The organism is Novosphingobium sp. Leaf2 (genome assembly GCF_001421325.1).
Taxonomy (GTDB): Bacteria; Pseudomonadota; Alphaproteobacteria; order Sphingomonadales; family Sphingomonadaceae; genus Novosphingobium.
This window is the reverse complement of sequence record NZ_LMJY01000019.1, coordinates 201,061-220,903: the sequence shown is the minus strand read 5'-3', so window position 1 is coordinate 220,903 and position 19,843 is coordinate 201,061. Positions and strand designations below refer to the sequence as shown.

Genomic DNA, 19,843 nt, shown 5'->3' with positions numbered 1-19,843 from the left:
ACCGCGCCCGTTCGATGAGGCCCATGAGTTGATTGCCGGTGCCGATGATGCGGAAGGCGTCATCGACGGTCTTGCCAGTGGTGGGCTCATAGGTGCCGAGGATGCGCCCCGCAAAGTTGAACGCGCGCTGACGCCCCTGCGTCATGTCCTCGATGTGGCCGATGATAAAACCGCGCTGATCCCGGATCGTCGTTCGCGCCATGCTCGCCTCCCTTGTGATGGAAGATCGACGCTCTCATGGGTTTGCGATTTTCTGAAGCGAAATGAGTGCGTTGCCGGGTGCCTCGCCGCCTCGATAGGGCAAAATCACATGGRGAGTCYCACGCCCCCCGGATTCCCGTCTCATTCGAATAAGTTCGACAAATYYGAGACTTGTGAGAGGCTACATCTAAGGATCAAACGAGACGGAGATGCCGATGCTGGTGGGTTATGGTCGGGTTTCGAGTTCGGGGCAGTGCCTCGACATCCAGCACGAAGCACTCGCCCAAGCCGGATGCGAGAAGGTGTTTAGCGAGAAGATGTCGGGACGCTCGACCAACCAGCGTGAGCAACTGGCCCTCGCCCTCGACTTCGTGCGCGAAGGAGACACGCTCGTCGTCACCCGGCTCGACAGATTGGCTCGAAGCGTCGGCGATCTTCACCGGATCATTGAGTGCCTGACCGCCAAGGGGGTGGCGTTCCGCTGCCTCAATCAGAGCGGGGTCGATACCGACACCAGCACCGGACGCCTGATGCTCGCCGTGCTCGGTGCGGTCGCGATGTTCGAGAATGACATCCGGCGCGAACGCCAGATGGAAGGGGTGATGAAGGCCAAGGCTGCGGGCAAGTATCGCGGTCGTCCCGCCAGCATCGACCCCGCCCGCGTGAAGGAGCTTCACGGCACCGGCATGGGTGCCGCCCAGATCGCCAAGACGATGAACATCGGTCGCGCCAGCGTCTACCGGGCGCTCGCTGCGTGACCGTCAGGATGTTCGTCTGCCCCGCCTGCAAGGAGAAGCGCGGCATCGACATCAGCTACGGCATGCCCGGTTCCGACCTCATTGAGCAGGTCGAGCGAGGCGACGCCGTGCTGGGCGGGTGCATGCAGGAGATCGGTGCGCCTGACCGGCAATGCCTCGCCTGCGGGCATCAGTGGGAGATCGCTCGTCGTGGTGCTCCCCAGCAGGCGTGAAGCCGTCAGAGGCTGTTGATCCACTCGATCGCTTCCTTAGCGGTCATCGCACGACCCGGCTGAGCCGCCGCCTGTTCGACCCATGCAAGGAAGTCCGGGTCGAGGTCTTCACCCCGACAGATCTCACCGGGCGCGCCCTGTACGACGGGCGGNCCCGGCATCAGCGAAGCGGAATAAATGCCTCGCCTGCGGGCATCAGTGGGAGATCGCTCGTCGTGGTGCTCCCCAGCAGGCGTGAAGCCGTCAGAGGCTGTTGATCCACTCGATCGCTTCCTTAGCGGTCATCGCACGACCCGGCTGAGCCGCCGCCTGTTCGACCCATGCAAGGAAGTCCGGGTCGAGGTCTTCACCCCGACAGATCGGGCACGAGTCGTCGCCATGATCGTCACCGCAACCGTCCTTGAAAGCGTCATCCATGGACCATCCCCTCGACCTAACTGACGAGGCCCCAGCCACCATACAGACCATCACCGCACGCTTGCGAGACCGCGCTCAGGTAGTCGTCGGCGCGCCTCACGATGGTGCCACGGCTGATTTCCCTTCGCCCGCTCCAGTCGTCAGTCCCCGGCTACCGTCATGCCGTCCACCCGCACTGTGGGGACATTGACTGCGCGGTACCATTCCAGGTCATTTGCCGGCACCATCGCGGCGAACATGCGCAGCAGGTGCCCGGCGATCGTGAACTCGGCCACCGGCTCGGCCAGTTGCCCGTCGACGATGCGGAAACCCGCCGCGCCGCGGCTATAGTCTCCCGTCACGCCGTTTACGCCCTGGCCGATCAGTTCGGTGACGTAGACCCCGTCCTTGATGTCGGCCATCAGTTCGGCAGGCGACAGCGTGCCGGCGGCAAGGTGCACGTTGCTGGCCGATACGCCGGGTGCGCCGCCGCCGCTGCGGGCGGCATGGCCGGTGGGCGCAAGGCCAAGCTGGCGGGCGGAGGCGGATTCCATCAGCCAGCCGGTCAGCCGCCCGTCCTCCACCAGATTGCGCCGCGCCGTGGGCAGGCCCTCGGCATCGAATGGGCGGGACCGCAGGCCGCGCGCAACATGCGGATCGTCGGTGATGACGAGGCCGGGCGCAAACAGCTGTTCGCCCAGTTTGTCGAGCAGGAAGCTGGAGCGCCGGGCGATGGCGCTGCCCGAAATCGCGCCCAGCAGGTGGCCGACCAGCGAGCCCGACACGCGCGGATCGAACACCACCGGCAGCGCGCCGCTCTTGAGCTTGCCGGCGCCCAGCTTCGCCACGGTGCGCTCGCCCGCCTCGCGGCCGATCTGGGCGGGAGACGGCAGGTCGGCGTGATGGTGGGCAGAGCGCCACGCGTTGTCGCGCTGCTTGTCAGCCCCCGTGCCGCCCACCACCGAGGCGCTGATCGCGCGGTTGGTGGAACCATAGGCGCCCGAAAAGCCGTGGCTGGTCGCCAGCGCGAACACCCCGTGCCCGGCGCTGGCGGTGGCGCCATCGGAATTGGTGATGCCCGCCACCGCGCGCGCGGCGTCCTCGGCCTCCTCGGCCATGGCGCGCAAGGTCGCGGGCGCGGGCTCGTGCGCGTCGAGGAAGTCCAGCGCGGGCCAGTCACCATGGCTGAGCAGTTCGTCCGGGGCGAGGCCCGCGAACGCGTCTTCCGGCGCGGCGCGGGCCATGTCGATCGCGCGCGCGGCCAGTTCGTCCAGCGCGGCAAGGCTGAGGTCGGACGAGCCGATGCTGGCAGAGCGCTTGCCCACGAACACGCGCAGCGCGATATGCTGGGTTTCGGAGCGTTCCACGTCCTCCAGCTTGCCCAGCCGGATCTGGATCCCTTCGGACGCACTGGCACCATAGACCGCATCGGCAGTATCGGCACCAGCGCTGCGCGCACGCGCCACAAGATCCACCGCGCGCGCGCGCGCCTCATCCGGGCTGAGCATGACCTGTAAACTCCCGATAGGACACGATGTCGGCCCCGCCCTAGTCGCCATGCCCGCACAGGGCAAACGGGAGTTGCGGATTTGGAGGGCTTGAATGTGAAGAGGGTCTGAGGTGCGGATGCGGCGATAGGGGGCGTTGGCGAGGGGGGGGGGCGGCATTTATGGCCGGTAGGAGACCGTCTGGTCCGGGGCTAAGTTGCGGGGATAGCCGACGCTCATTTTAGCGTCGGCTGCCGACCAACCCAATTCGTTCCCCCATGCGCGCGTGATGGCCGCTCCGCCACTAGGAGGATGTCCGGTTGGAAGCCGGGTGTGGGATAGCTGACGCTCTAGTGGAGCGGGAGGCCGAGTTGCTGCGGCCCTGGCGTTAACCGCAATTCGAGACGATCTGCCCTGAGTACGATGTCTAGACGTATTCCTAGCTGATCGAAATATATTGAATGGGGATGGTCCATTTCCATGAAGCCGAAAAAGGAGAAGGGAACTTCCGCAACATCTTCTGCCGATCGACCCGATAGAACCTCTCCAATTCCGCGCTCCCAGTCGGCGAGCACATTGCGATCAGAGCCTGTGATCCCGGTCTGCAACAGGATATGGCCCTCCTCAAATCCGCCAGCCTTGCGCTTTTTTTCGTCCGCTGCCTGTTCTACTGCCTCGAGCGATACGCCCTCCGCCTTGGCGATGGCGCGGAATACTTCAAAGAGGTCAGCTAACTCCTCACGCGTCTGGGCATCGTTCGACGCTTCACGCACCTCAAGGGCTTCCTCGATGAGTTTGCTGATCAAAAAGCCTTTCCTTATGTTGCCGGAAATCTGTCGTGCTATCTGCATTTCGTGCCGCTGAGCAATCCGATTAGGAATTTTGTCGCGGACCAGCTTGCCCAAATTAGCCGCGCGGCGAACACGGGAATGGTCTTTCTCTGTTGGAGTGACGACCGAGCATCCGATTTTGCGCAGCTGGTAAAACGCGTGGGCTAACGTCGAGCCGGACAGAATGATTGGGACCTGCGCAGTATGCGCAGCCGCTCCGACGGCCTCGATAAAGGAATTATCGCGCATGAGATTCAAGTCATTAGGCCGCAGAGCGAGCGCCTGCTTCGTTCGTGGGCCTTTCCAACTGACGAACTGCTGAAGCGTTCTCCGATCGCTTACGGTAAAGACTCGATAGCTGTTCCGGTCAGGGTTCTTAGCGGGATCGTGATCTGCATCGTGAGCTTCGGTCCAGTACCAAGGCACATTAAACGTGGTGCCGTCCGTATCCAAGCAGCCAACGAACCACATTATATGGCAGGCGCGTCCAAGACGTTCGGCGATTTGGGCAGATCGTAAAGCAATGTCCTTCGCCTCAGCGGATAGAATGCTGTTGCTCCGCGCAAGCTCATTCTTGACGCGCACATATTCCCACCCCCCGTCTGGTTGTGAAATGAGCATGTCTGACTTGTATTCAGGATAGTCGGTGGCATGCCCTGTAGGCACGTGGACTTCCCAAATATCGTAGGGACAATATTGCAACGCGTCGGGTAGCCCCCAGAGCGAATTAATCTCGACGACTGGGCTAGCGGGTTCCGCCCGCGCCCACGCACTGCTTCTTGAGGCTACAAAGCGATGCGCGACGAAAGCAAACTGCGTATCTGGGTTTGCCCGCCGTAGTTCCCGGGCGTGCTTTATGACCCATCGCGCTGCCGTAATAGGATCTAGGCACTCCGACCGGGGCAAGTTGGTGATCTTGTTTGCACCAGCAGAGACGCTAGTGCGCACAACAATGCCCGATTTACCAATTAGCGTCCGAAAATCATTTTCAAGTCTCTTCTCCACCGATTGCGTCAGGCGCGTAGGCAAGGCGCTTAAAGGAGCATAGAACAATGTGGGCTTGTGGAACGCATCGGGCTCCCACAATTGCTCAAGAACTTCGAGTTTATCCCAAGCGCGCAGTGCTTCCCCTTCCGCCAAGCGGAAGTAAGCGCCGCTATTCGCCGCTGGCCGAACAGCTGGTGGAATGCGAACCTGAAAGGGGTTCACGCCCGAAAGGTCCTCATCCTCCTCGTCGATCTGGACGAGATAGTAAGCATTATTGTCGGTGATCCATTCGCAATTCAGACGTTGCGAACGCCCTCGTAGAAGTTCGTTGTTTAGCCAAGCTCCGATGCCCCCGAACAACCGCTCACGGGCTAGACCAGAGCGGATGGCGAGCGGGGCCTCGGGTTCCTTAGCCTGGTCGCGCTGGCTGTTCACTCGCTGGCGCAGGGTCAGGCCATCCGCCTCTCGGACGGCAATTTCCCAATGATCCCGGGTCTTGGAAATGCGTTGAAGATTGCCAAACTCGCCTTGGGCCGTCGGGCGAATATGGCGATGAATCATAACACCCGTCTCTCGCCCACCCGTTGATGCCAGGACTTTGCCGATTGCCTCTACCAATTGCCCACCGAAGATGGTCGAGTCATCGTCGACCTCCAGCCCGCAGGTTTCGAAAGTGCCTCTATCCCAGATACTCTCCCCCACAACGCTAGAACGGATCAGAAGCCGCTTTTGGGGCCCCGCGATCTCGCCTAGCTTCGTGAGAAGAATCTTGTCGAGCCATCCATCCGTGTCCGCAGCAGTGGAAGCCAAGGCAGCGGGAATCAGCGCGAAAGGAGGTGTCCAGGCTCTTGGTATCGCTAGCGAACTAGCGCCCTTCACGCCAAAAGTAGCGCTGAGTTGGTGAACGTCCGCCCAATCGATGCACGGGTAAGCATCGGACAGGATAATGTTGTTCACTTCTTTTCCAGGGTACCAAACACGGCATTCGCAATATTCGAAAGCAGTCCGCTCACCCCGTCCGAAAAATACCCGACTAGAAAAGCCAGTGCCGCGGTAGGAGCAATGCCCGCCGCTGGCGTAGTTGCTGTCTGCGAGGCGAAAACGCCTGATGCGAAGAGCGTCATCACCACACAGGCATATGCTCCCCCGATCGCAGGCGTCATCAAACGCCAATATCGCCGATCAAGGTGCCATTTACCCTTGGCGACGGAATGGATGAGCCATTTGATCGAAAACGTGACCCCGCCAACGGACCCTGTAAAGAAAATTGCCAAAAGACGAAAGCTAATAGTAAGCTTGGCACCACCCAGCAATATCGCCACATTCTGATCCGCCAGCCCAAGGCAAAATCCCGCGCCGAGCATTGAAACTATCAGCATCGTAATGAGCGCGCAGGTTTCGAAGTTCGTTTCACGTCGAGCCTCGGGAGGATACTTTGACTCCCACTGCCAGGGTCGCCGGCCATCGGTATAGTCGGCGGGCACGCCGACGGCGGGCTTCATGGGCGCTGGATGCTCCGTCGTAAGGGGCGGTTCGCCTTCAGCCACGTCATCCAGCGCTTTCGAGATGGCGGAACATCTCGATAGTGCCTTCGATGTTCTCGGTGTGAGGGTGGTGGCGATAATTCCAAACTTCGCCATTGCCGATAAGCGAAGCTGCTATCCTGCGGAAGAACTGTGAGCCCCCCGCTTCTACATCTTTAGCAACTATCGCCACATCACCTGAGCCCGCAATGTAAAACGACCTGGTGCCAGACCGCGCATAGGCGTCGGTTGCCTCGCACTCGCTCCAGATAAGATCAGCCTGAGCACGTGCACCGGCCGCGAAATCAGCGAAATTGAACCGAGGGCGTATAATCATGTGCAGATGAGCATAATCTAGGCCACATCCTACCGGGGTGCCCATGGACGCCGGACCATGTTCGAACCAGATTACCTCGTCCATCGAGAGACCCAAGTGCCCCGCAACCTCTTTCACTGCGCCAAGGGGCGACATCCCTGATGATGTGGACCATTCGCGGCAATTGGGTGCTGCGCGGCGCGGAATGATCAGGAGCCAACCTGGCACGATTGCGCCGAGGGTGGGTGCTACGATCCAGTCTTTGGTTTCAAGCAACGGCCTATCGTAAATCGCGCTTCCGCGACCGCCGAGCAGCGCCGCAAACCGCTGTTTGCCGCTGGCCATCTCAACACCCAAAGTCATTATCACCTCAAAACGATCCTATCATACCCATGGTTGAGTGGGACGCATCACACCTTGGCTAACGAAGCCCGAAATTACAACATCTGGATATCTTTTTGGTCAACAATTCGAAGTTTGTGGGCAGCGGAGGCGGCGTCGGCGCGCCCGCGCCTCGTCCAACGTCTAGGCGCCTGCCCCGCCAGCGGCGGCACGGTACCCTCCCCTGCAATTCCTACAAAAGTGGGGATCCACTCTTGCCGGCAGCCGCCGTTCCATCCCTGCAACATGAATAACCATAATGTGGCAGCCCATTCGCAATCTGACTGTCCGTTTCTAGGTGCGGCAATGCCGCCGCCAAACAGCTTGGATGGGCGCAAAGCCGCTTGGCATCTCACGCCGCAACCAGCCAAGCGCCCTCTGGCCGGTTCCGGTCAGTCTGTTTTTTTGGGCCACGTTGAAAGAAGCGGACTTTCGCCGTCGCGAATGTTTATAGCCCAATGGACCGTTTACCAATCTTCAGCTCTGGTCGGCAGTGCAAGATTAAAGTGCATCGAGATTAAAATTCGCTGTGAAATACTCGGCAATGACTTTCAGATGCGAATCTGGGATGCCGAGGTCTCTGGTCATCCTGTCCGCTACAGGGGCCGGGTTGGGATCGACGATCGTGATCTTCGGAATGGTCGCGCGGCGCGAAAAGGCGCGGTGAAAAAGCTTGTCGCTCTGGATATCGGTCTTGGGAAAAGAGTATCCGATAATCACTATTTCGTCCGCCGCCGCGAGCGCGTCCTCCGCTCGGGACCAAAGTGTTTTGAACAGGTCGCCGAAGAATTCGTAGCTCTTGTTCTTCACCGGAGGAATGATGAGCGGCATCGAAGGGAGACCCGCATCCGGGGCGCGGCCGGGCTTCGTCCAGGGGAAGTTGGGTGTCACGCCTACGATGGTATAGCCGTCAGGCGGCGCTCGTCCGGGGAAATTCAGATTAGGCGGGTAATAGCCGTAGGCCCAAGGCTGGTAGCCCGGCATGTACCGACCCTTGAAACAGGCGTAAGGCCCGGATGCTCGCTCGAAAATGCCGAAGGCGCTCGGGTCGAGATCTTGGCCCGACACGATCGTTCCATGCCCATCGGTAACCGAATAGGCCGTCAGCCAATTTGTCGAGCCGTGCAATTTCAGCAGCAGATTTCCTGTCTTGCTGTCCTTGTTCGTTGTCACCGGCGGGTGCCATCCGTCGTTGAACATGGCGTTTGGCGTAACGCCATAACCCCAATCTGGTCGCCATGTCGTCCGTTCTGCGAGAGCCCGGTCGAGGAGTGTGTCCCAATTGAAGGTGATAAGCACATCGTCGGAATTTAGGCCGTCCACTAGTTTCATATGGGCCTGCGACGGCGGGCCGTTCTGAATGTCGTTGATGACCGCTGCAAACAGGAAAAGCAGTTCGTTGAATGCCTTGTATGGCGTCATCGCGGCAACCAAGCCATTGCTCTTGAGTTGCGTATCGCGCGCGGCCTCAATCTGTGAATGGAGGTCCTCGATGTCGATGCCCGAGCGGAGGTAGTCGAATGCGCTTCCCGACCCCATGCCCAAATCATCTTCCAAAAAGACGATGATGGAGCCGATCAGCACCCAGAGATTTGTCGAAAGATCGAGCTTATCAAATATGTCGAAGAAGTCGCGAGCGATCGGCATGCGCTGCCCTGTGGGGCTTTGATCGTAGCTTTTCGAAGCCCCCGCTCCGAGCAAAATAACTCGCATTTGCATCCCCTCCATCCAGTTCCAGCGCATCGGATTAACAGGCGAGAAGCGATGATCCAACCGGACCGGTTGCCGAAACGAAGCGCGGCGCCAACCCGCCTCGGCGAATGGAGGCTGAGGCTTTCTGAACAAACGGCGGCTTAGGGGAGCGCCAACCAGTTGAACGAATGGCTGATATGGGCGCAATGCCGTCGTCGCGTCATTCCCGGCGTAATGCCAGCAATCTGCCGTAAACCTCGCCTTTGCTGAACTCAAACCCCTCAACCCCCAAACACCCATGCCAGCCCATGAAACAGCCCCGTCAGCGCCAGCGGCAGGCCGATCGCCAGCAGCCATAGCGCCGCCCTGTCGCGGCGGTAGCGTGGGGTTAGGGCGGGGTCGTGCGCCTGTGCGTCGTCCAGCCGCTTCCAGCGCGCCTCGAACCGGCGGCAGGCGGGGATGATCGCGAGGACCAGCACGATCAGCGCGAAATACGGCAGCAGCGATCCGCCATGCGATTTGAGCGCGCCTACCGTCAGGAAGATCTGCAGCGCGGTGTACACCAACAGCGCGTAGGCGATGTGATCGCTCATCCTGCGCCGCCAGTCCGCCGCCGGCACCGCGCCCGGATCGGCGTGTTCGCGTGTCGTTTCGTCCATGCCAGCCCCCCAGCGCGTTGCCCGTTAGCCAACTACATCACTGATCGGGCCGGACTGCAAGATCGCGGCGCGTTGTTGCCCCTCATGCACGAAACCTGCCAGTCGGCATCCCTAAGCGGAAATGCCGGCTTGCGGTGGGGGCCGTGCGTGCGTTAAGCCCGCCGCGATGACAGCCGGTTCCGCTCCCTCGCAGGCGTTCGCCGCCACCGATTCCGCGCTGCTCGCCGAAAATGGCGGGCTTGAGGTGATTTCGATCGCCAAAAGCTATGACAAGCGAGCGGTGCTGACCGACATTTCGCTGTCCGTGGCCAAGGGCGAAGTGCTGGGGCTGCTGGGCCCCAACGGCGCGGGCAAGACCACGTGCTTCTACTCGATCATGGGGCTGGTGCGGCCCGATTCCGGCCGTATCCTGATGGACGGCGTGGACGTCACCCGCCTGCCCATGTATCGCCGCGCGATCCTGGGGCTGGGCTATCTGCCGCAGGAAACCTCGATCTTTCGCGGGATGACCGTGGAACAGAACATCGGCGCGGTGCTCGAACTCAACCAGCCGGACCGGGACAAGCGGCAGGCCGAGCTGGATCGCCTGCTCGATGAATTCGGCCTCACCCGCCTGCGCACCAGCCCGGCGATGGCGCTGTCCGGTGGTGAACGGCGCCGCTGCGAAATCGCCCGCGCGCTGGCCGCCAAGCCCTCTATCATGCTGCTGGACGAACCGTTCGCGGGCATCGATCCGCTGTCGATCTCGGATATCCGCGATCTGGTGCGCGATCTCAAAACGCGCGGCATCGGCGTGCTGATTACTGACCATAACGTGCGCGAAACGCTCGATATCGTCGATCGCGCCTGCATCATCTATGGCGGGCAGGTGCTGTTCGCGGGCAGCCCCGAAGCGCTGGTGGCGGACGAAAACGTGCGCCGGCTTTACCTGGGCGAAGGTTTCACGTTGTGAGGCCGCGCTTCCGGGAGGGTTGAGGGATGGCGCTGGGGCCACGGCTGGACCTCAGGCAAAGCCAGTCGCTGGTGATGACGCCGCAGCTGCAGCAGGCGATCAAGCTGCTGGCGCTGTCAAACCTGGAAATCGAAACCTTCATCGGCGAGGCGCTGGACGCCAATCCGCTGCTCGATATCGGCACGCCCGCCGCGCCCTCGCAAACCCCGGAGCAGGGCGAACCGGTGCGCGCCACGGCGCTGGAAACCTCCGGGGTGGACCGTCTGATCGGCGAAGGTCACGCCGCCGATGACCGCCCGCTCGATATCGACACCACCGCGCTCGACCGGGATCGCGACACCGGCGACGGGGCGGGGCCGGGTGACACCGCCTGGGGCGCGGACGTGCGCATCGGCGCGACCGAAGACGGTCCCGGCATCGACGAGCGCGCAAGCCTGGGCCACACGCTCGCCGAACACCTGGAGGCGCAAGTGGGCGCGGCGGCGCGCGATGCACGCACCGCTGCCGTGGCGCGCTACATCATCGGTCAGCTGGACGATGCGGGCTATCTGACCGTCGCGCTGGACGAGATCGCCGCAGACCTTGCCCTCGACCCCGGCGAAGCGGCGCGCGCGCTTGACCTCGTGCAGTCGCTGGACCCCACCGGCGTTGGTGCACGCACGCTGTCGGAGTGCATCGCCCTGCAGGCGCGTGAGGCGGACCGCTACGATCCGGCAATGGCCCGGATGATCGCCAACCTCGATCTGCTGGCGCGCGGCGAACTGGCGCGGCTGAAGCGCATGTGCGGGGTGGACGACGAGGATTTCGCCGACATGCTGGCCGAACTGCGCGGTTATGATCCCAAGCCCGGCTTGCGCTTTGGCGGCGAGCCCAGCGCGGCGGTGACGCCCGACGTGCTGGTGACCCAGCAGGCTGACGGCAGCTGGGGCATCGCGCTTAACCAGGCCACGCTGCCGCGCCTGATCGTCAACCGCGGCTATTACGTCGAGCTCAAGGGCGGGTGCGACGACAAGGCATCGCGCGCCTGGCTGGCGGACAGGCTGGCCGATGCCAACTGGCTGATCAAGGCGCTGGACCAGCGGCAGAAAACCATCCTCAAGGTGGCCACCGAACTGGTGAAGCGGCAGGACGGCTTCTTTCGCGGCGGCGTGGCGCACTTGCGCCCGCTCACTCTGCGTACCGTGGCCGAGGCCATCGGCATGCACGAATCCACCGTCAGCCGCGTCACCTCCAACAAGTTCCTGCACTGCGCGCGCGGCACCTTCGAGCTGAAGTTCTTCTTCGGCTCGGGCGTCGCCTCGGCGGACGGGGAGGGCGGCGCCTCCGCCGAAGCGGTGAAAGCCGCCATCCGCCAATTGATCGACGCCGAAGACCCCAAGGCCATCTTGTCGGACGACACGCTGGTGGACCTGCTCAAGACCAAAGGCTTCGAACTCGCCCGCCGCACCGTCGCCAAATACCGCGAGGCGATCGGCCTGGGGAGTTCTGTGCAACGCCGAAGGCAGAAGGCGCTGGCGGGGGTGCGGTGAAGGGGGGGGTGGGTGATCGTCACTCGATGCGAGGTTTGCTAGACGCCTACCGTGCGCTGGATGACCGACAGGTGGTTGCGCTAGCGGCGGAATGGTAATCTCTCTAGCTTTTCTCCGAGGTTGGAGAGCGTCGGAAACGAGATTCTGATCAAGACTTTATTCGAGTTGGGTTGCTAGGCTTTGCTTTGCCTTGTGAATTGCTCAGCCTCTACGGGTCGAGCTCACGTTGCAGAACGTCGTTTTCGTGCCACTTTTTCGGTATATGTTATGGCCAATCCGCCACCTCGAAAATGCATTTTCTGCGGAGGAGTGGGAAATCGCAGTGGTGAACACCTAGTCGCGAATTGGGTTCGTCATGTCATCCCCAGGACGACCGACTATCATGAGCACCGGTCGATCCGCCTTGCTTCCAATATGTCGCCGACCGATTTAGTGAAAGAGACGGTAAAGTTTAAACAAGGCAATCTTGGCAATCAGACCTACTCTCGCGTTTGCAAGCGTTGCAACTCCGGGTGGATGAAAAGAATCCAGGACGATGTCATCCCCACGCTTACCCCGCTTATCAAAGGGGAATGGCATGACATGAATGTAATCGACGCCAACCGGATAGCTTTGTGGACGGCTGTTACAGCTACGGTAATTGCTATGAGTCAGGATACCTGCGGAGTTACGACTCAAGACCGTCAGTACTTCTTTAAAAATCAGGGTGTCCCACCGAAATGGACCGTGTGGATTGGCCGAATTTCAGGTGTTCCAGAGATATCCTATTGCAATAGAGTCCTCGCCGTTAGGTCGCAATTTCAGTCTCCCCAAATTCAGACCGAGCCCAATACACTCGTAACTACAATAGAAATCGGTCAGGTGCTGTTGCACTGCGTTAGCGCACCTTACGAAGACCTTCTACCGAACCCATTCAGTTATGGTTGGAATATGGGCCTACTACCGATTCACCCGTGGGGCGGTGATATCCTTCCATGGCAAGCGTTGCCGATCTTGAGCTATTTCTCACGAGAGCACCGGAACGTTCGAGATTTCCTCTACGCCGCCATGGTGCTGGGCCATGATATAAGCGTGCTTTGAACATAATCCCGTTGCCCCAATCTCTTGAAGTCTGAGCTATGCTCTTGAATCGCAGCAACGCCCCCCACCCCCTCATTGCATCGCGCCCTCCCGCAGCTTACCACCAGCCCATGATCGCGCACGTCGAGCCTTTTCACGCCACCACCATCGGTCGCCTTGCTTATGAGTTGGCGGCGCAGGGGCGTAGTGTCATTCATCTGGAGTATGGCCAGCCGTCCACCGGCGCGCCGGCGGCGGCGATTGCGGCGGCGCACGCCGCGCTCGATGCCGAGGCCGGGGGCTATTGGGAAAGCCCCGCCTTGTGCGCGCGGATCGCCCGCCATTATGATGAGGCCTATGGCGTGGCGGTGTCGCCCGATCAGGTGTTGCTGACCTGCGGGGCGTCGCCCGCGTTCGTGCTGGCGCTGTCGTGCCTGTTCCGGCCCGGCGCGCGGGTGGCGCTGGCCCGCCCCGGCTATGTCGCCTATCGCAACGCGATGCGCACGCTCTACATCGAGCCGGTGGAACTGCCGTGCGGCCCGGCGCAGCGTTATCAGATTACCGCCGCCGCGATCGACGCGATGGACCCGGCCCCCGATGGCCTGATCGTGGCGAGCCCGGCCAACCCCACCGGCACCCTGATCGCGTCCGAGGAACTGGCGGCGATCGCTGCGGTCTGCGCACGCAAGGGTATCGCGGTGATCTCCGACGAGATCTACCACGGGCTGACCTATGGCGATCCGGCGCAGTCGCTGTTGCAGCACCTGCCCGATGCGCTGGTGGTGAACAGCTTTTCCAAGTGGTTCAGCATGGCCGGGTGGCGGCTGGGCTGGCTGGTGGTGCCGCCCCGGCTGATCGATGCGGCGCGAGCCCGGATCGCCAACCTGTTCCTCACCCCGCCGGTCATCGCCCAGCATGCCGGGCTGGTGGCGTTCGATGCGCGCGCCGAACTGGAAGGGCACCTGCACACGTACGCGTGCAACCGCGAACTGCTGCTGGCCGCGCTGCCGCGCCTGGGCCTGCAGCGCATCGCTCCGCCTGATGGTGCGTTCTACATCTGGGCCGACATCGGACATCTGACGGACGACAGCCTGGCGTTTTGCCGCAAGCTGCTGGCCGACACCGGCGTCGCCACCGCGCCGGGGGTGGATTTCGATCCCGTGGACGGGCACCGCTTCATCCGCTTCAGCTTCGCTGCCTCCACCCCTGAAATAGAGGATGCGATCGAACGCATGGTGCCCTGGTTCCATGCTGCAGGCGGCAACGGGGAAGCGCCAGCGGTCTGTCACAATCCGGGACGGCCCGATAACGCTGCGGCAACTGCGTATTGACGATCAGGCCGGGTTGGGGATCTTCGCGCTCTCTTCGGACTCGCGAAAGAACAAAAAAGACATGACCGGCACCGTATCGGACCCCGCCACGCGTGCGCGCGTGCAGCAGCTTCACGCCTTCCTGAACGATTGCGCGGGCAGCGCCGCGTGCGAAGAGGGAGACCGGGTGCGCGATGCGATGCGCCTGCTGGGCGGCAGCGGACCGGACGCTTCGGGCCCGCTGGACATGGCCATGCTCGAAACGATGCTGGACGGCGGCGCGGCGGTGGCGGCGGCGATCGCGATCGTGGGGCGCGAGAGCTGCTTCATGCTGTCACGCGGCAGCGGCAACGTGTGTCTGGCCAGCATTGCCCCCGTGGGCGCAGGGGACGATGTGACCGCACAAGGCCCCACGCTGGCGCTGGCGCTGCTGGCGGCGCATGTGGAGACCGTGCTGGGCCGGCTTGAAGGCGGGCATGTGGGTGCCGTGGCGGCGGTCCAGGGCAGCGCCGCGCGGCTGCATTGATGCGTGGCGCGGGCCACTGGCGCTGAGGTGAAGCGCCAAAGCGGGCCCGGCCAGAGGAGGGGCTAACCGGGCCCGTTGCCGCGCACCTGCGGCCATCGAATGCCGGCCCGTGGCAACGGGTATGCCCCGGCCGACGCACCGTGTATAGCCGCCGCAGCGTTAACGGGCGGCTGATCGGCTGCACCGGGTTTACCCCTAAGGTCAATTCACCAGCGCCGCCTCGATTGCGATCCGGATCGCGTCCGAGGTGTGATTGGCGCCCAGCTTGTTGAGCATGTTGGCGCGGTGAATTTCCACCGTGCGCGGGCTGATCGACAGCTTTTCGCCGATCAGGCGGTTGGACAACCCGCTGGCGACCCCGCCGAGCACTTCGCGTTCGCGCCGGGTCAGGCGATCCACGCGGGCGCGGGCCATCACTTCGCGCAGCTTGGCATTGCCCAGCCCTTCGGCGCGGGCGATCGCATCGGCCAGGCCTTTGGTCAGCAGCGCAGGTTCGATCGGCCAGGCGATATAGTCGATCGCGCCATCCAGGATCGCCTGGACGATGCGCTGGGGAGACGGCTGTTCACTAAAGGCGATGATCGGAAACCATTCCCCGTGATGAGCCATGCTGTCTATCAAGGCGTCGATCGTGCCGGCCTCGTCGTGGATCAGCACCACGCCCGAGCGCGGCCAGGACGCTGCCAGTTCGGTGACGTTCTCAAACGGTTCGACGTGGATGCCGCCTGCGGATAGTGCATGGCTGATGGCAGCGCGGCGGCGCATGTCGGTATCGATCAGGATCAGGTTCGAGATGATGTCCACGGCCGATTTCCCCTAGGCTTGTCCCTTAGGGGGTTATTCGCAAGTCATCGCCGCTCGTCGCGCGAGACCTGCTCCGATATCGAGGTAAGTACGAGGGCAGGGCGGCAACAGCGCCTGTTTGTCGCCTTACGTAAACACCGAAACGGCGTTATCCCGCCATCAGCGCCTGGCCGATTTCGGCGAAATCAGCGCGCAGGGCCAGGATCACATCGCCATCGAAGTCCAGCGCATTGTCAAGGATTGTGCGCCGCGCGCCCTCGTACAGCTGGCTAAGCGCCGCTGCCATGCCGGCATTGGGGCCATCGGCGCCGGCCACGCCCATCTGCAGCGCGGTGATGGCAGTCAATGCCCGGGTCATCGAGCGGCTTTTCAGGCAATTATCGCCCCGGCGCTGCGCGTGGACGGCAGTGCCCAAGGCACTGGTCAGGTGTTCGTAGCACAAGTGGACCAGTTCGGCCGGGCCGGCGCCGCTGACCCGCGCATCGAAATCGACGCGGCGGTAGGCTTCCTGGGGGGAACTTTGCATCAGCATGTCAGCTGCTCTTGTTCCATTGCGCGATCTGGTTGGTCAGCATCGCCAGGGTGGACTTGCTGGCGCCGATGCGCGTTTCCGATGCGGTGTATTGCGCCACCAGGCGCGCGCGCAGCTTTTCCTGCTGCTCGGCAAGGTCGGTCTTTTCAGTGGCGATGCTGGTTTTCTTCTTGGTGTAGCCGGTGATGGAGTTGCCCAGCGAATACGCATCCGAAGCGGACGTAGCGGCGCGGTAGATCCGGTCCACGGTGGCAAACACGCCGTGCACGCCGTTGGTGAACATCGCCGCCACGCCATCGGGATCGGCGGTGGTGGTGGCGGACAAGCGCTCGGCATCCAGCGCGAACGTGCCATCACGCTGGATCTTGAGGCCAAGGTCGGCTAGCGTCTTGGCCGCGCCGGTGGCATTGGGCATCACGGTGGTGCCGCCCAAGCCCGCCAGCGAGCGCTTGAGGGCGCGCGCGCCGGGATCGTTGGCCAGATCGCCGCCCAGCGCGGTCGCCGCGTTGAGCGCCGAGGTCACCTCGTTCAAAGCATCCACGAAATCCTGCATCGAGGTGGTGATGGCGCTGGAGGGGTCGGAAAAGCGGACGGTGGTGGGGGCGCCTGCGTTAGTGGCCGCCAGCTGCAGCTTCACGCCGGGGATCGCATCGGTGACGGCGTTGGACGGTGCGCTCATCGCCAGCCCGTCAACCTTGAAGGCGGCGTCGCTGGCGGTGTTGAGCAACTGCCCCGATGTGCCGCCCGGTGACCATGCGAGGGCGGCAAGGGTGGGGTCGCCGGTTTCCAGCACGAAGCCGTTGGCCGCCCCATCGGCACCTTTCAGCACGAGCTGCGCGCCATCGACGGTGGTGGTGACGTAAGCGGTAACGCCGGCTTTCGCGCCGTTGATGGCGCTTGCCACATCGGCGAGCGCAGCGTTTTGCGGAATGGTCACGTCCACCGCGGCGTGGGCCGTGTCCGGTGCGAACGTGCTGCCTGAAACGGTCCCGAACCTGAGCGTCATGACGCCGGGCACAGCGGTGTTGCCCACGGTGCTGGTGGTGGCCGCGAAAGGCGTGCCCGCCAGTTGCTGCCCGCTCGCCAGCCGGGTCACCTCCAGCGAAAACGTGCCGGCGGGCTGGCTGCTGCCGGAAAGCGATGCGGTGGCGACGGCGGGGTTTGCCAGCGTGGGCGTGCGCGCCAGGCTGCCCGAGCGGACCAGCGCGCCCAGCGAGGTATCGAGCCCCAGCATTAGCGACTTGATATTGGAGGCGGCGGAGATCTGCGCGTCCAGCTTGTCCGCGCGCGCCGCAAGTCGATCGTTGCGCGCGGCGAACTGGGCATTGGCGAGGTTGTTGGCCAGCGCGGTCATATCAACCCCGCTGCCCCCGCCAAGCGCGGTCACCAATGATGTGGTGGTGGTGGCCGGGGCCGTAGTGGAGGAGGTGCTGGTTACCATGCTATGCAGAACGGTGATGCCCGCGCTCTTTTAAGATGCGCGCTCATACAACCGAGGCGGGATCGAGCCGTCCGTCGGCATCGAAGCGCACGGTCACGGGCACGGAAACTTGCGGGGCGCTGCGCTGTTCGCCGCGTTTCAGGGCCAGCACGAAAGCGAGCAGCGCGGCAACCGCTACGTAGTGCTCCTCGCGGATGGCCTGGCGTTCGCGCGTTGTGTAGAACACCGAGCGTGCAAGGGCGGGATAGTGCAGCACCGGTAGCGCGTTTTCCGCCGCCAGGGCGCGCATCGCCTCGGCTTTTTCCGCGCGGCCCTTCGCCACCACGATCGGGGCGGACGCCTTGGCCGGGTCGTACGACAGGGCGACGGCAAAGTGCGTGGGATTGGTAATGACGAATTGCGCCTGCTTCATGGCCGGTACCAGCCCACCCATAGCGATCTTGCGCTGACGGTCCTTGATCATCGCTTTCTTTTCGGGCGCGCCCTCGGCCTCCTTGGCCTCGTCACGCACGTCCTGCAGTGTCATTTTGAGACGCACGGTGCGGCGCACGATCTGGATCGGCAGATCGGCCATCGCGATCACGAACAGCCCGACCGCCAACCAGAACAGCAGCATGACGATGGTGTTCCATGCCCAGGACAACTGGCCCACGACGTCACCGCCGCCGAGCCGGGCAAACGCGTCGATCCGCCCGCGGCCCCAGCCCCATGCGATCACGCTCAACAGCGCTACCTTGGCCAGGCCCTTCGCCATCTCGATCCAGCCAGAGGGGCCGAACACCCGTTTCAGCCCCGCCAGCGGGTTCACCCGCGAACCCTTGGGCGCAAGGTTCCCCGGCAGCCAGCGCCCGCTGCCAAAGCCCAGTTGCGAGACCAGCGATATCGCCATCACCGCAAGGCCCAGCACGGCCACCGGCGGCAGTGCGGAGACCAGCGCGCCGGCCAGCATGGTGCCCGGGCGGAAATCGTCCAGGGCTGCGCGGTCGAAGGTGAAGCCGGCGCGCAGCAGGCGGGTGCAGATGTCCAGCAGCCAGGGCCCGGCCAGCAGCAGCCACGCCGCACCGCAGGCCATCGAAGCGGCGATCGCCAGTTCGCGGGGGCGGATGACATCGCCGCGCTTGGCCGCATCCGCCTTGCGCTTTTCGGACGGGGCAAAGCTCTTTTCGCCTTCCTGTTCGCTCATTGCAGCACCTGGCGGGCATGATCCAGCGCTTCGGCGGACAAGCGCGTGACCAGATCCGTCAGCACTGGCGCGGATATCAGCAGCGCGGCCAGCCCGCCCAGCACCCCCATCGGCATCCCCAGCGAAAACAGGTTGAGCGCGGGGGCGGAACGGCTGAGCACGCCCGCCACGATCTGTACCACCAGCAGCACCAGCGTAACCGGCAGGGCGATGGCAACGGCGGTGAGGAACATCTGGGCTGCGAACCCGGCCACAAGTGCGAAGCGTTCCGGCCCCAGCCATGTATGACCCGGCGCAAACACGTCGTAGCTGCGCACGACCAGCGCGAACCATTGCAGGTGCGCGCCCAGCGCCAGGAACACCAGCGTCAGCACCACCATGAAATATTGCCCGATCGCCGGGGACTGGGTGCCAGCGGAAGGGTCCACCGCCACGGCCATGTTCATCCCCATGCCCCCGCCGATCACTTCGGCGGCGATGATCGGCGCGGCGAACGAGAATTGCAGCACGAAGCCCAGGGTCAGCCCCACCAGCACTTCGCCCATCACCGCCAGGATGCCGGCCAGCGACATGAGGTTCGCGGGCGCCTGCACCGGGGTCCACGCGCAAACCATCACCGCCACCGCGCCCGCCACCATCACCCGCACCTGCGCCGGCACGCTGACCGCGCCGAACAGGGGTGCTGCCACCAGCGCCGCGCCGATGCGGGTCATCACGAAGACCAGCCGCCAGAACTCCCCCTCCAGCGCGCCGTAGCCGAAGTCCATACCGTTCAAGAAGGCACCTGCGTGGTCTCGCCGGTATGGGCGATCTGGTCGAAGATCTCCTGCGTGAAATCGGCCACCAGCGTCATCATCGAACTGCCCAGCAATACCAGCACCAGTGCGATCACCGCCAGCTTCGGCACGAAGGTGAGGGTCTGTTCGTTCACCGAGGTGGCGGCCTGCACGATGCCGATGACCAGACCCACCGCAAGCGAGGCCAGCAGCACCGGCGCGGCCACCAGCGCGGTCACCCACAGCATCCGGTCCGCCAGCGCGAGCAGAGCGCCGATGTCATCCACGG

21 protein-coding genes are annotated in these 19,843 nt (G+C 63.2%); 7 read left to right on the top strand and 14 right to left on the bottom strand.

Annotation, left to right across the window (positions count from 1 at the left end; translation table 11 throughout):
• On the bottom strand, nucleotides 1–202 hold a 202-nt coding region (locus ASE49_RS15435; protein ID WP_056774475.1), incomplete at its 3' end, for a hypothetical protein.
• Between the two features lie 214 nt (nucleotides 203–416).
• Here ASE49_RS15435 and ASE49_RS15430 point away from each other — a divergent pair.
• Together ASE49_RS15430 and ASE49_RS15425 are read left to right on the top strand one after the other, a co-directional pair.
• Nucleotides 417–959: a recombinase family protein gene (locus ASE49_RS15430; RefSeq protein WP_056774537.1), complete on the top strand. Its 543-nt coding sequence runs from the start codon at nucleotides 417–419 to the stop codon at nucleotides 957–959.
• Complete coding sequence (locus tag ASE49_RS15425; protein ID WP_056774473.1) at nucleotides 956–1,171, top strand: hypothetical protein; 216 nt, start codon at nucleotides 956–958, stop codon at nucleotides 1,169–1,171. The genes ASE49_RS15430 and ASE49_RS15425 overlap by 4 nt, the downstream gene beginning before the upstream one ends.
• 243 nt (nucleotides 1,172–1,414) lie before the next feature.
• On the opposite strand, the gene ASE49_RS18350 is transcribed toward ASE49_RS15425, so the two are convergent.
• The 7 genes from ASE49_RS18350 to ASE49_RS15390 all read right to left on the bottom strand — a co-directional run bounded on the left by ASE49_RS18350 (nucleotide 1,415) and on the right by ASE49_RS15390 (nucleotide 9,442).
• Nucleotides 1,415–1,588 carry a hypothetical protein gene (locus tag ASE49_RS18350; RefSeq protein WP_156370342.1) on the bottom strand — a complete coding sequence of 58 codons (174 nt, stop codon included), beginning with the start codon at nucleotides 1,586–1,588 and terminating at the stop codon, nucleotides 1,415–1,417.
• Between the two features lie 140 nt (nucleotides 1,589–1,728).
• A complete protein-coding gene (locus ASE49_RS15420) occupies nucleotides 1,729–3,075 on the bottom strand; it encodes a TldD/PmbA family protein (protein ID WP_056774471.1) in 1,347 nt (448 codons plus the stop codon).
• Between the two features lie 329 nt (nucleotides 3,076–3,404).
• Complete coding sequence (locus ASE49_RS15415; protein ID WP_056774468.1) at nucleotides 3,405–5,828, bottom strand: nucleoside triphosphate pyrophosphohydrolase; 2,424 nt, start codon at nucleotides 5,826–5,828, stop codon at nucleotides 3,405–3,407.
• The gene (locus ASE49_RS15410; RefSeq protein ID WP_056774465.1) at nucleotides 5,825–6,373 is read right to left on the bottom strand and encodes a hypothetical protein; all 549 of its coding nucleotides are present in this window, start codon (nucleotides 6,371–6,373) and stop codon (nucleotides 5,825–5,827) included. Before ASE49_RS15410 ends, ASE49_RS15415 begins: the two co-directional genes overlap by 4 nt.
• Nucleotides 6,374–6,419: 46 nt before the next feature.
• On the bottom strand, nucleotides 6,420–7,073 hold the full coding sequence (locus ASE49_RS15405; RefSeq protein ID WP_156370341.1) for a hypothetical protein: 654 nt from the start codon (nucleotides 7,071–7,073) through the stop codon (nucleotides 6,420–6,422).
• A gap of 519 nt (nucleotides 7,074–7,592) precedes the next feature.
• Entirely contained in the window at nucleotides 7,593–8,864 is a 1,272-nt protein-coding gene (locus tag ASE49_RS15395; RefSeq protein WP_156370340.1) for a hypothetical protein, read from the bottom strand.
• 200 nt (nucleotides 8,865–9,064) lie between these two features.
• Nucleotides 9,065–9,442 (bottom strand): hypothetical protein, encoded by a 378-nt coding sequence (locus tag ASE49_RS15390; protein WP_056774456.1) that lies wholly within the window; start codon nucleotides 9,440–9,442, stop codon nucleotides 9,065–9,067.
• Between the two features lie 166 nt (nucleotides 9,443–9,608).
• Between ASE49_RS15390 and lptB the strand changes: the two genes are divergently transcribed.
• The 5 genes from lptB to ASE49_RS15365 all read left to right on the top strand — a co-directional run bounded on the left by lptB (nucleotide 9,609) and on the right by ASE49_RS15365 (nucleotide 14,818).
• Nucleotides 9,609–10,394 carry an LPS export ABC transporter ATP-binding protein gene (lptB, locus tag ASE49_RS15385; protein WP_056774453.1) on the top strand — a complete coding sequence of 262 codons (786 nt, stop codon included), beginning with the start codon at nucleotides 9,609–9,611 and terminating at the stop codon, nucleotides 10,392–10,394.
• Between the two features lie 26 nt (nucleotides 10,395–10,420).
• On the top strand, nucleotides 10,421–11,923 hold the full coding sequence (rpoN, locus tag ASE49_RS15380; RefSeq protein WP_056774451.1) for an RNA polymerase factor sigma-54: 1,503 nt from the start codon (nucleotides 10,421–10,423) through the stop codon (nucleotides 11,921–11,923).
• 414 nt (nucleotides 11,924–12,337) lie between these two features.
• Complete coding sequence (locus ASE49_RS15375) at nucleotides 12,338–13,003, top strand: hypothetical protein (protein ID WP_156370339.1); 666 nt, start codon at nucleotides 12,338–12,340, stop codon at nucleotides 13,001–13,003.
• A 110-nt stretch (nucleotides 13,004–13,113) separates the two neighbouring features.
• On the top strand, nucleotides 13,114–14,313 hold the full coding sequence (locus ASE49_RS15370) for a pyridoxal phosphate-dependent aminotransferase (RefSeq protein ID WP_056774446.1): 1,200 nt from the start codon (nucleotides 13,114–13,116) through the stop codon (nucleotides 14,311–14,313).
• Nucleotides 14,314–14,374: 61 nt separating this feature from the next.
• Complete coding sequence (locus ASE49_RS15365; protein ID WP_056774444.1) at nucleotides 14,375–14,818, top strand: hypothetical protein; 444 nt, start codon at nucleotides 14,375–14,377, stop codon at nucleotides 14,816–14,818.
• A 201-nt stretch (nucleotides 14,819–15,019) separates the two neighbouring features.
• Here the strand turns inward: ASE49_RS15365 and ASE49_RS15360 are convergent, their stop codons facing one another.
• The 6 genes from ASE49_RS15360 to fliQ all read right to left on the bottom strand — a co-directional run bounded on the left by ASE49_RS15360 (nucleotide 15,020) and on the right by fliQ (nucleotide 19,841).
• Complete coding sequence (locus ASE49_RS15360) at nucleotides 15,020–15,622, bottom strand: response regulator transcription factor (RefSeq protein ID WP_056774441.1); 603 nt, start codon at nucleotides 15,620–15,622, stop codon at nucleotides 15,020–15,022.
• Nucleotides 15,623–15,770: 148 nt separating this feature from the next.
• Complete coding sequence (locus ASE49_RS15355; RefSeq protein ID WP_056774437.1) at nucleotides 15,771–16,154, bottom strand: flagellar protein FliS; 384 nt, start codon at nucleotides 16,152–16,154, stop codon at nucleotides 15,771–15,773.
• A gap of 1 nt (nucleotide 16,155) precedes the next feature.
• Nucleotides 16,156–17,595: a flagellar filament capping protein FliD gene (gene fliD, locus ASE49_RS15350; protein ID WP_056774434.1), complete on the bottom strand. Its 1,440-nt coding sequence runs from the start codon at nucleotides 17,593–17,595 to the stop codon at nucleotides 16,156–16,158.
• Between the two features lie 43 nt (nucleotides 17,596–17,638).
• Nucleotides 17,639–18,778 (bottom strand): EscU/YscU/HrcU family type III secretion system export apparatus switch protein, encoded by a 1,140-nt coding sequence (locus ASE49_RS15345; RefSeq protein WP_056774432.1) that lies wholly within the window; start codon nucleotides 18,776–18,778, stop codon nucleotides 17,639–17,641.
• Nucleotides 18,775–19,545, bottom strand: a complete 771-nt coding sequence (gene fliR / locus ASE49_RS15340) for a flagellar biosynthetic protein FliR (protein ID WP_200922070.1) — start codon at nucleotides 19,543–19,545, stop codon at nucleotides 18,775–18,777. Before fliR ends, ASE49_RS15345 begins: the two co-directional genes overlap by 4 nt.
• A gap of 5 nt (nucleotides 19,546–19,550) precedes the next feature.
• Entirely contained in the window at nucleotides 19,551–19,841 is a 291-nt protein-coding gene (fliQ, locus tag ASE49_RS15335; protein ID WP_056774427.1) for a flagellar biosynthesis protein FliQ, read from the bottom strand.
• Nucleotides 19,842–19,843: the final 2 nt, after the last annotated feature.

Bases quoted from the DNA above. Each gene is read 5' to 3' on its own strand.
- ASE49_RS15430 (WP_056774537.1), top strand. From the start codon at position 417: ATGCTGGTGGGTTATGGTCGGGTTTCGAGTTCGGGGCAGTGCCTCGAC.
- ASE49_RS18350 (WP_156370342.1), bottom strand. From the start codon at position 1,588: ATGGATGACGCTTTCAAGGACGGTTGCGGTGACGATCATGGCGACGAC.
- ASE49_RS15420 (WP_056774471.1), bottom strand. From the start codon at position 3,075: ATGCTCAGCCCGGATGAGGCGCGCGCGCGCGCGGTGGATCTTGTGGCG.
- ASE49_RS15410 (WP_056774465.1), bottom strand. From the start codon at position 6,373: ATGAAGCCCGCCGTCGGCGTGCCCGCCGACTATACCGATGGCCGGCGA.
- ASE49_RS15405 (WP_156370341.1), bottom strand. From the start codon at position 7,073: ATGACTTTGGGTGTTGAGATGGCCAGCGGCAAACAGCGGTTTGCGGCG.
- ASE49_RS15390 (WP_056774456.1), bottom strand. From the start codon at position 9,442: ATGGACGAAACGACACGCGAACACGCCGATCCGGGCGCGGTGCCGGCG.
- lptB (WP_056774453.1), top strand. From the start codon at position 9,609: ATGACAGCCGGTTCCGCTCCCTCGCAGGCGTTCGCCGCCACCGATTCC.
- rpoN (WP_056774451.1), top strand. From the start codon at position 10,421: ATGGCGCTGGGGCCACGGCTGGACCTCAGGCAAAGCCAGTCGCTGGTG.
- ASE49_RS15375 (WP_156370339.1), top strand. From the start codon at position 12,338: ATGTCGCCGACCGATTTAGTGAAAGAGACGGTAAAGTTTAAACAAGGC.
- ASE49_RS15370 (WP_056774446.1), top strand. From the start codon at position 13,114: ATGATCGCGCACGTCGAGCCTTTTCACGCCACCACCATCGGTCGCCTT.
- ASE49_RS15365 (WP_056774444.1), top strand. From the start codon at position 14,375: ATGACCGGCACCGTATCGGACCCCGCCACGCGTGCGCGCGTGCAGCAG.
- ASE49_RS15355 (WP_056774437.1), bottom strand. From the start codon at position 16,154: ATGCTGATGCAAAGTTCCCCCCAGGAAGCCTACCGCCGCGTCGATTTC.
- fliD (WP_056774434.1), bottom strand. From the start codon at position 17,595: ATGGTAACCAGCACCTCCTCCACTACGGCCCCGGCCACCACCACCACA.
- ASE49_RS15345 (WP_056774432.1), bottom strand. From the start codon at position 18,778: ATGAGCGAACAGGAAGGCGAAAAGAGCTTTGCCCCGTCCGAAAAGCGC.
- fliR (WP_200922070.1), bottom strand. From the start codon at position 19,545: ATGGACTTCGGCTACGGCGCGCTGGAGGGGGAGTTCTGGCGGCTGGTC.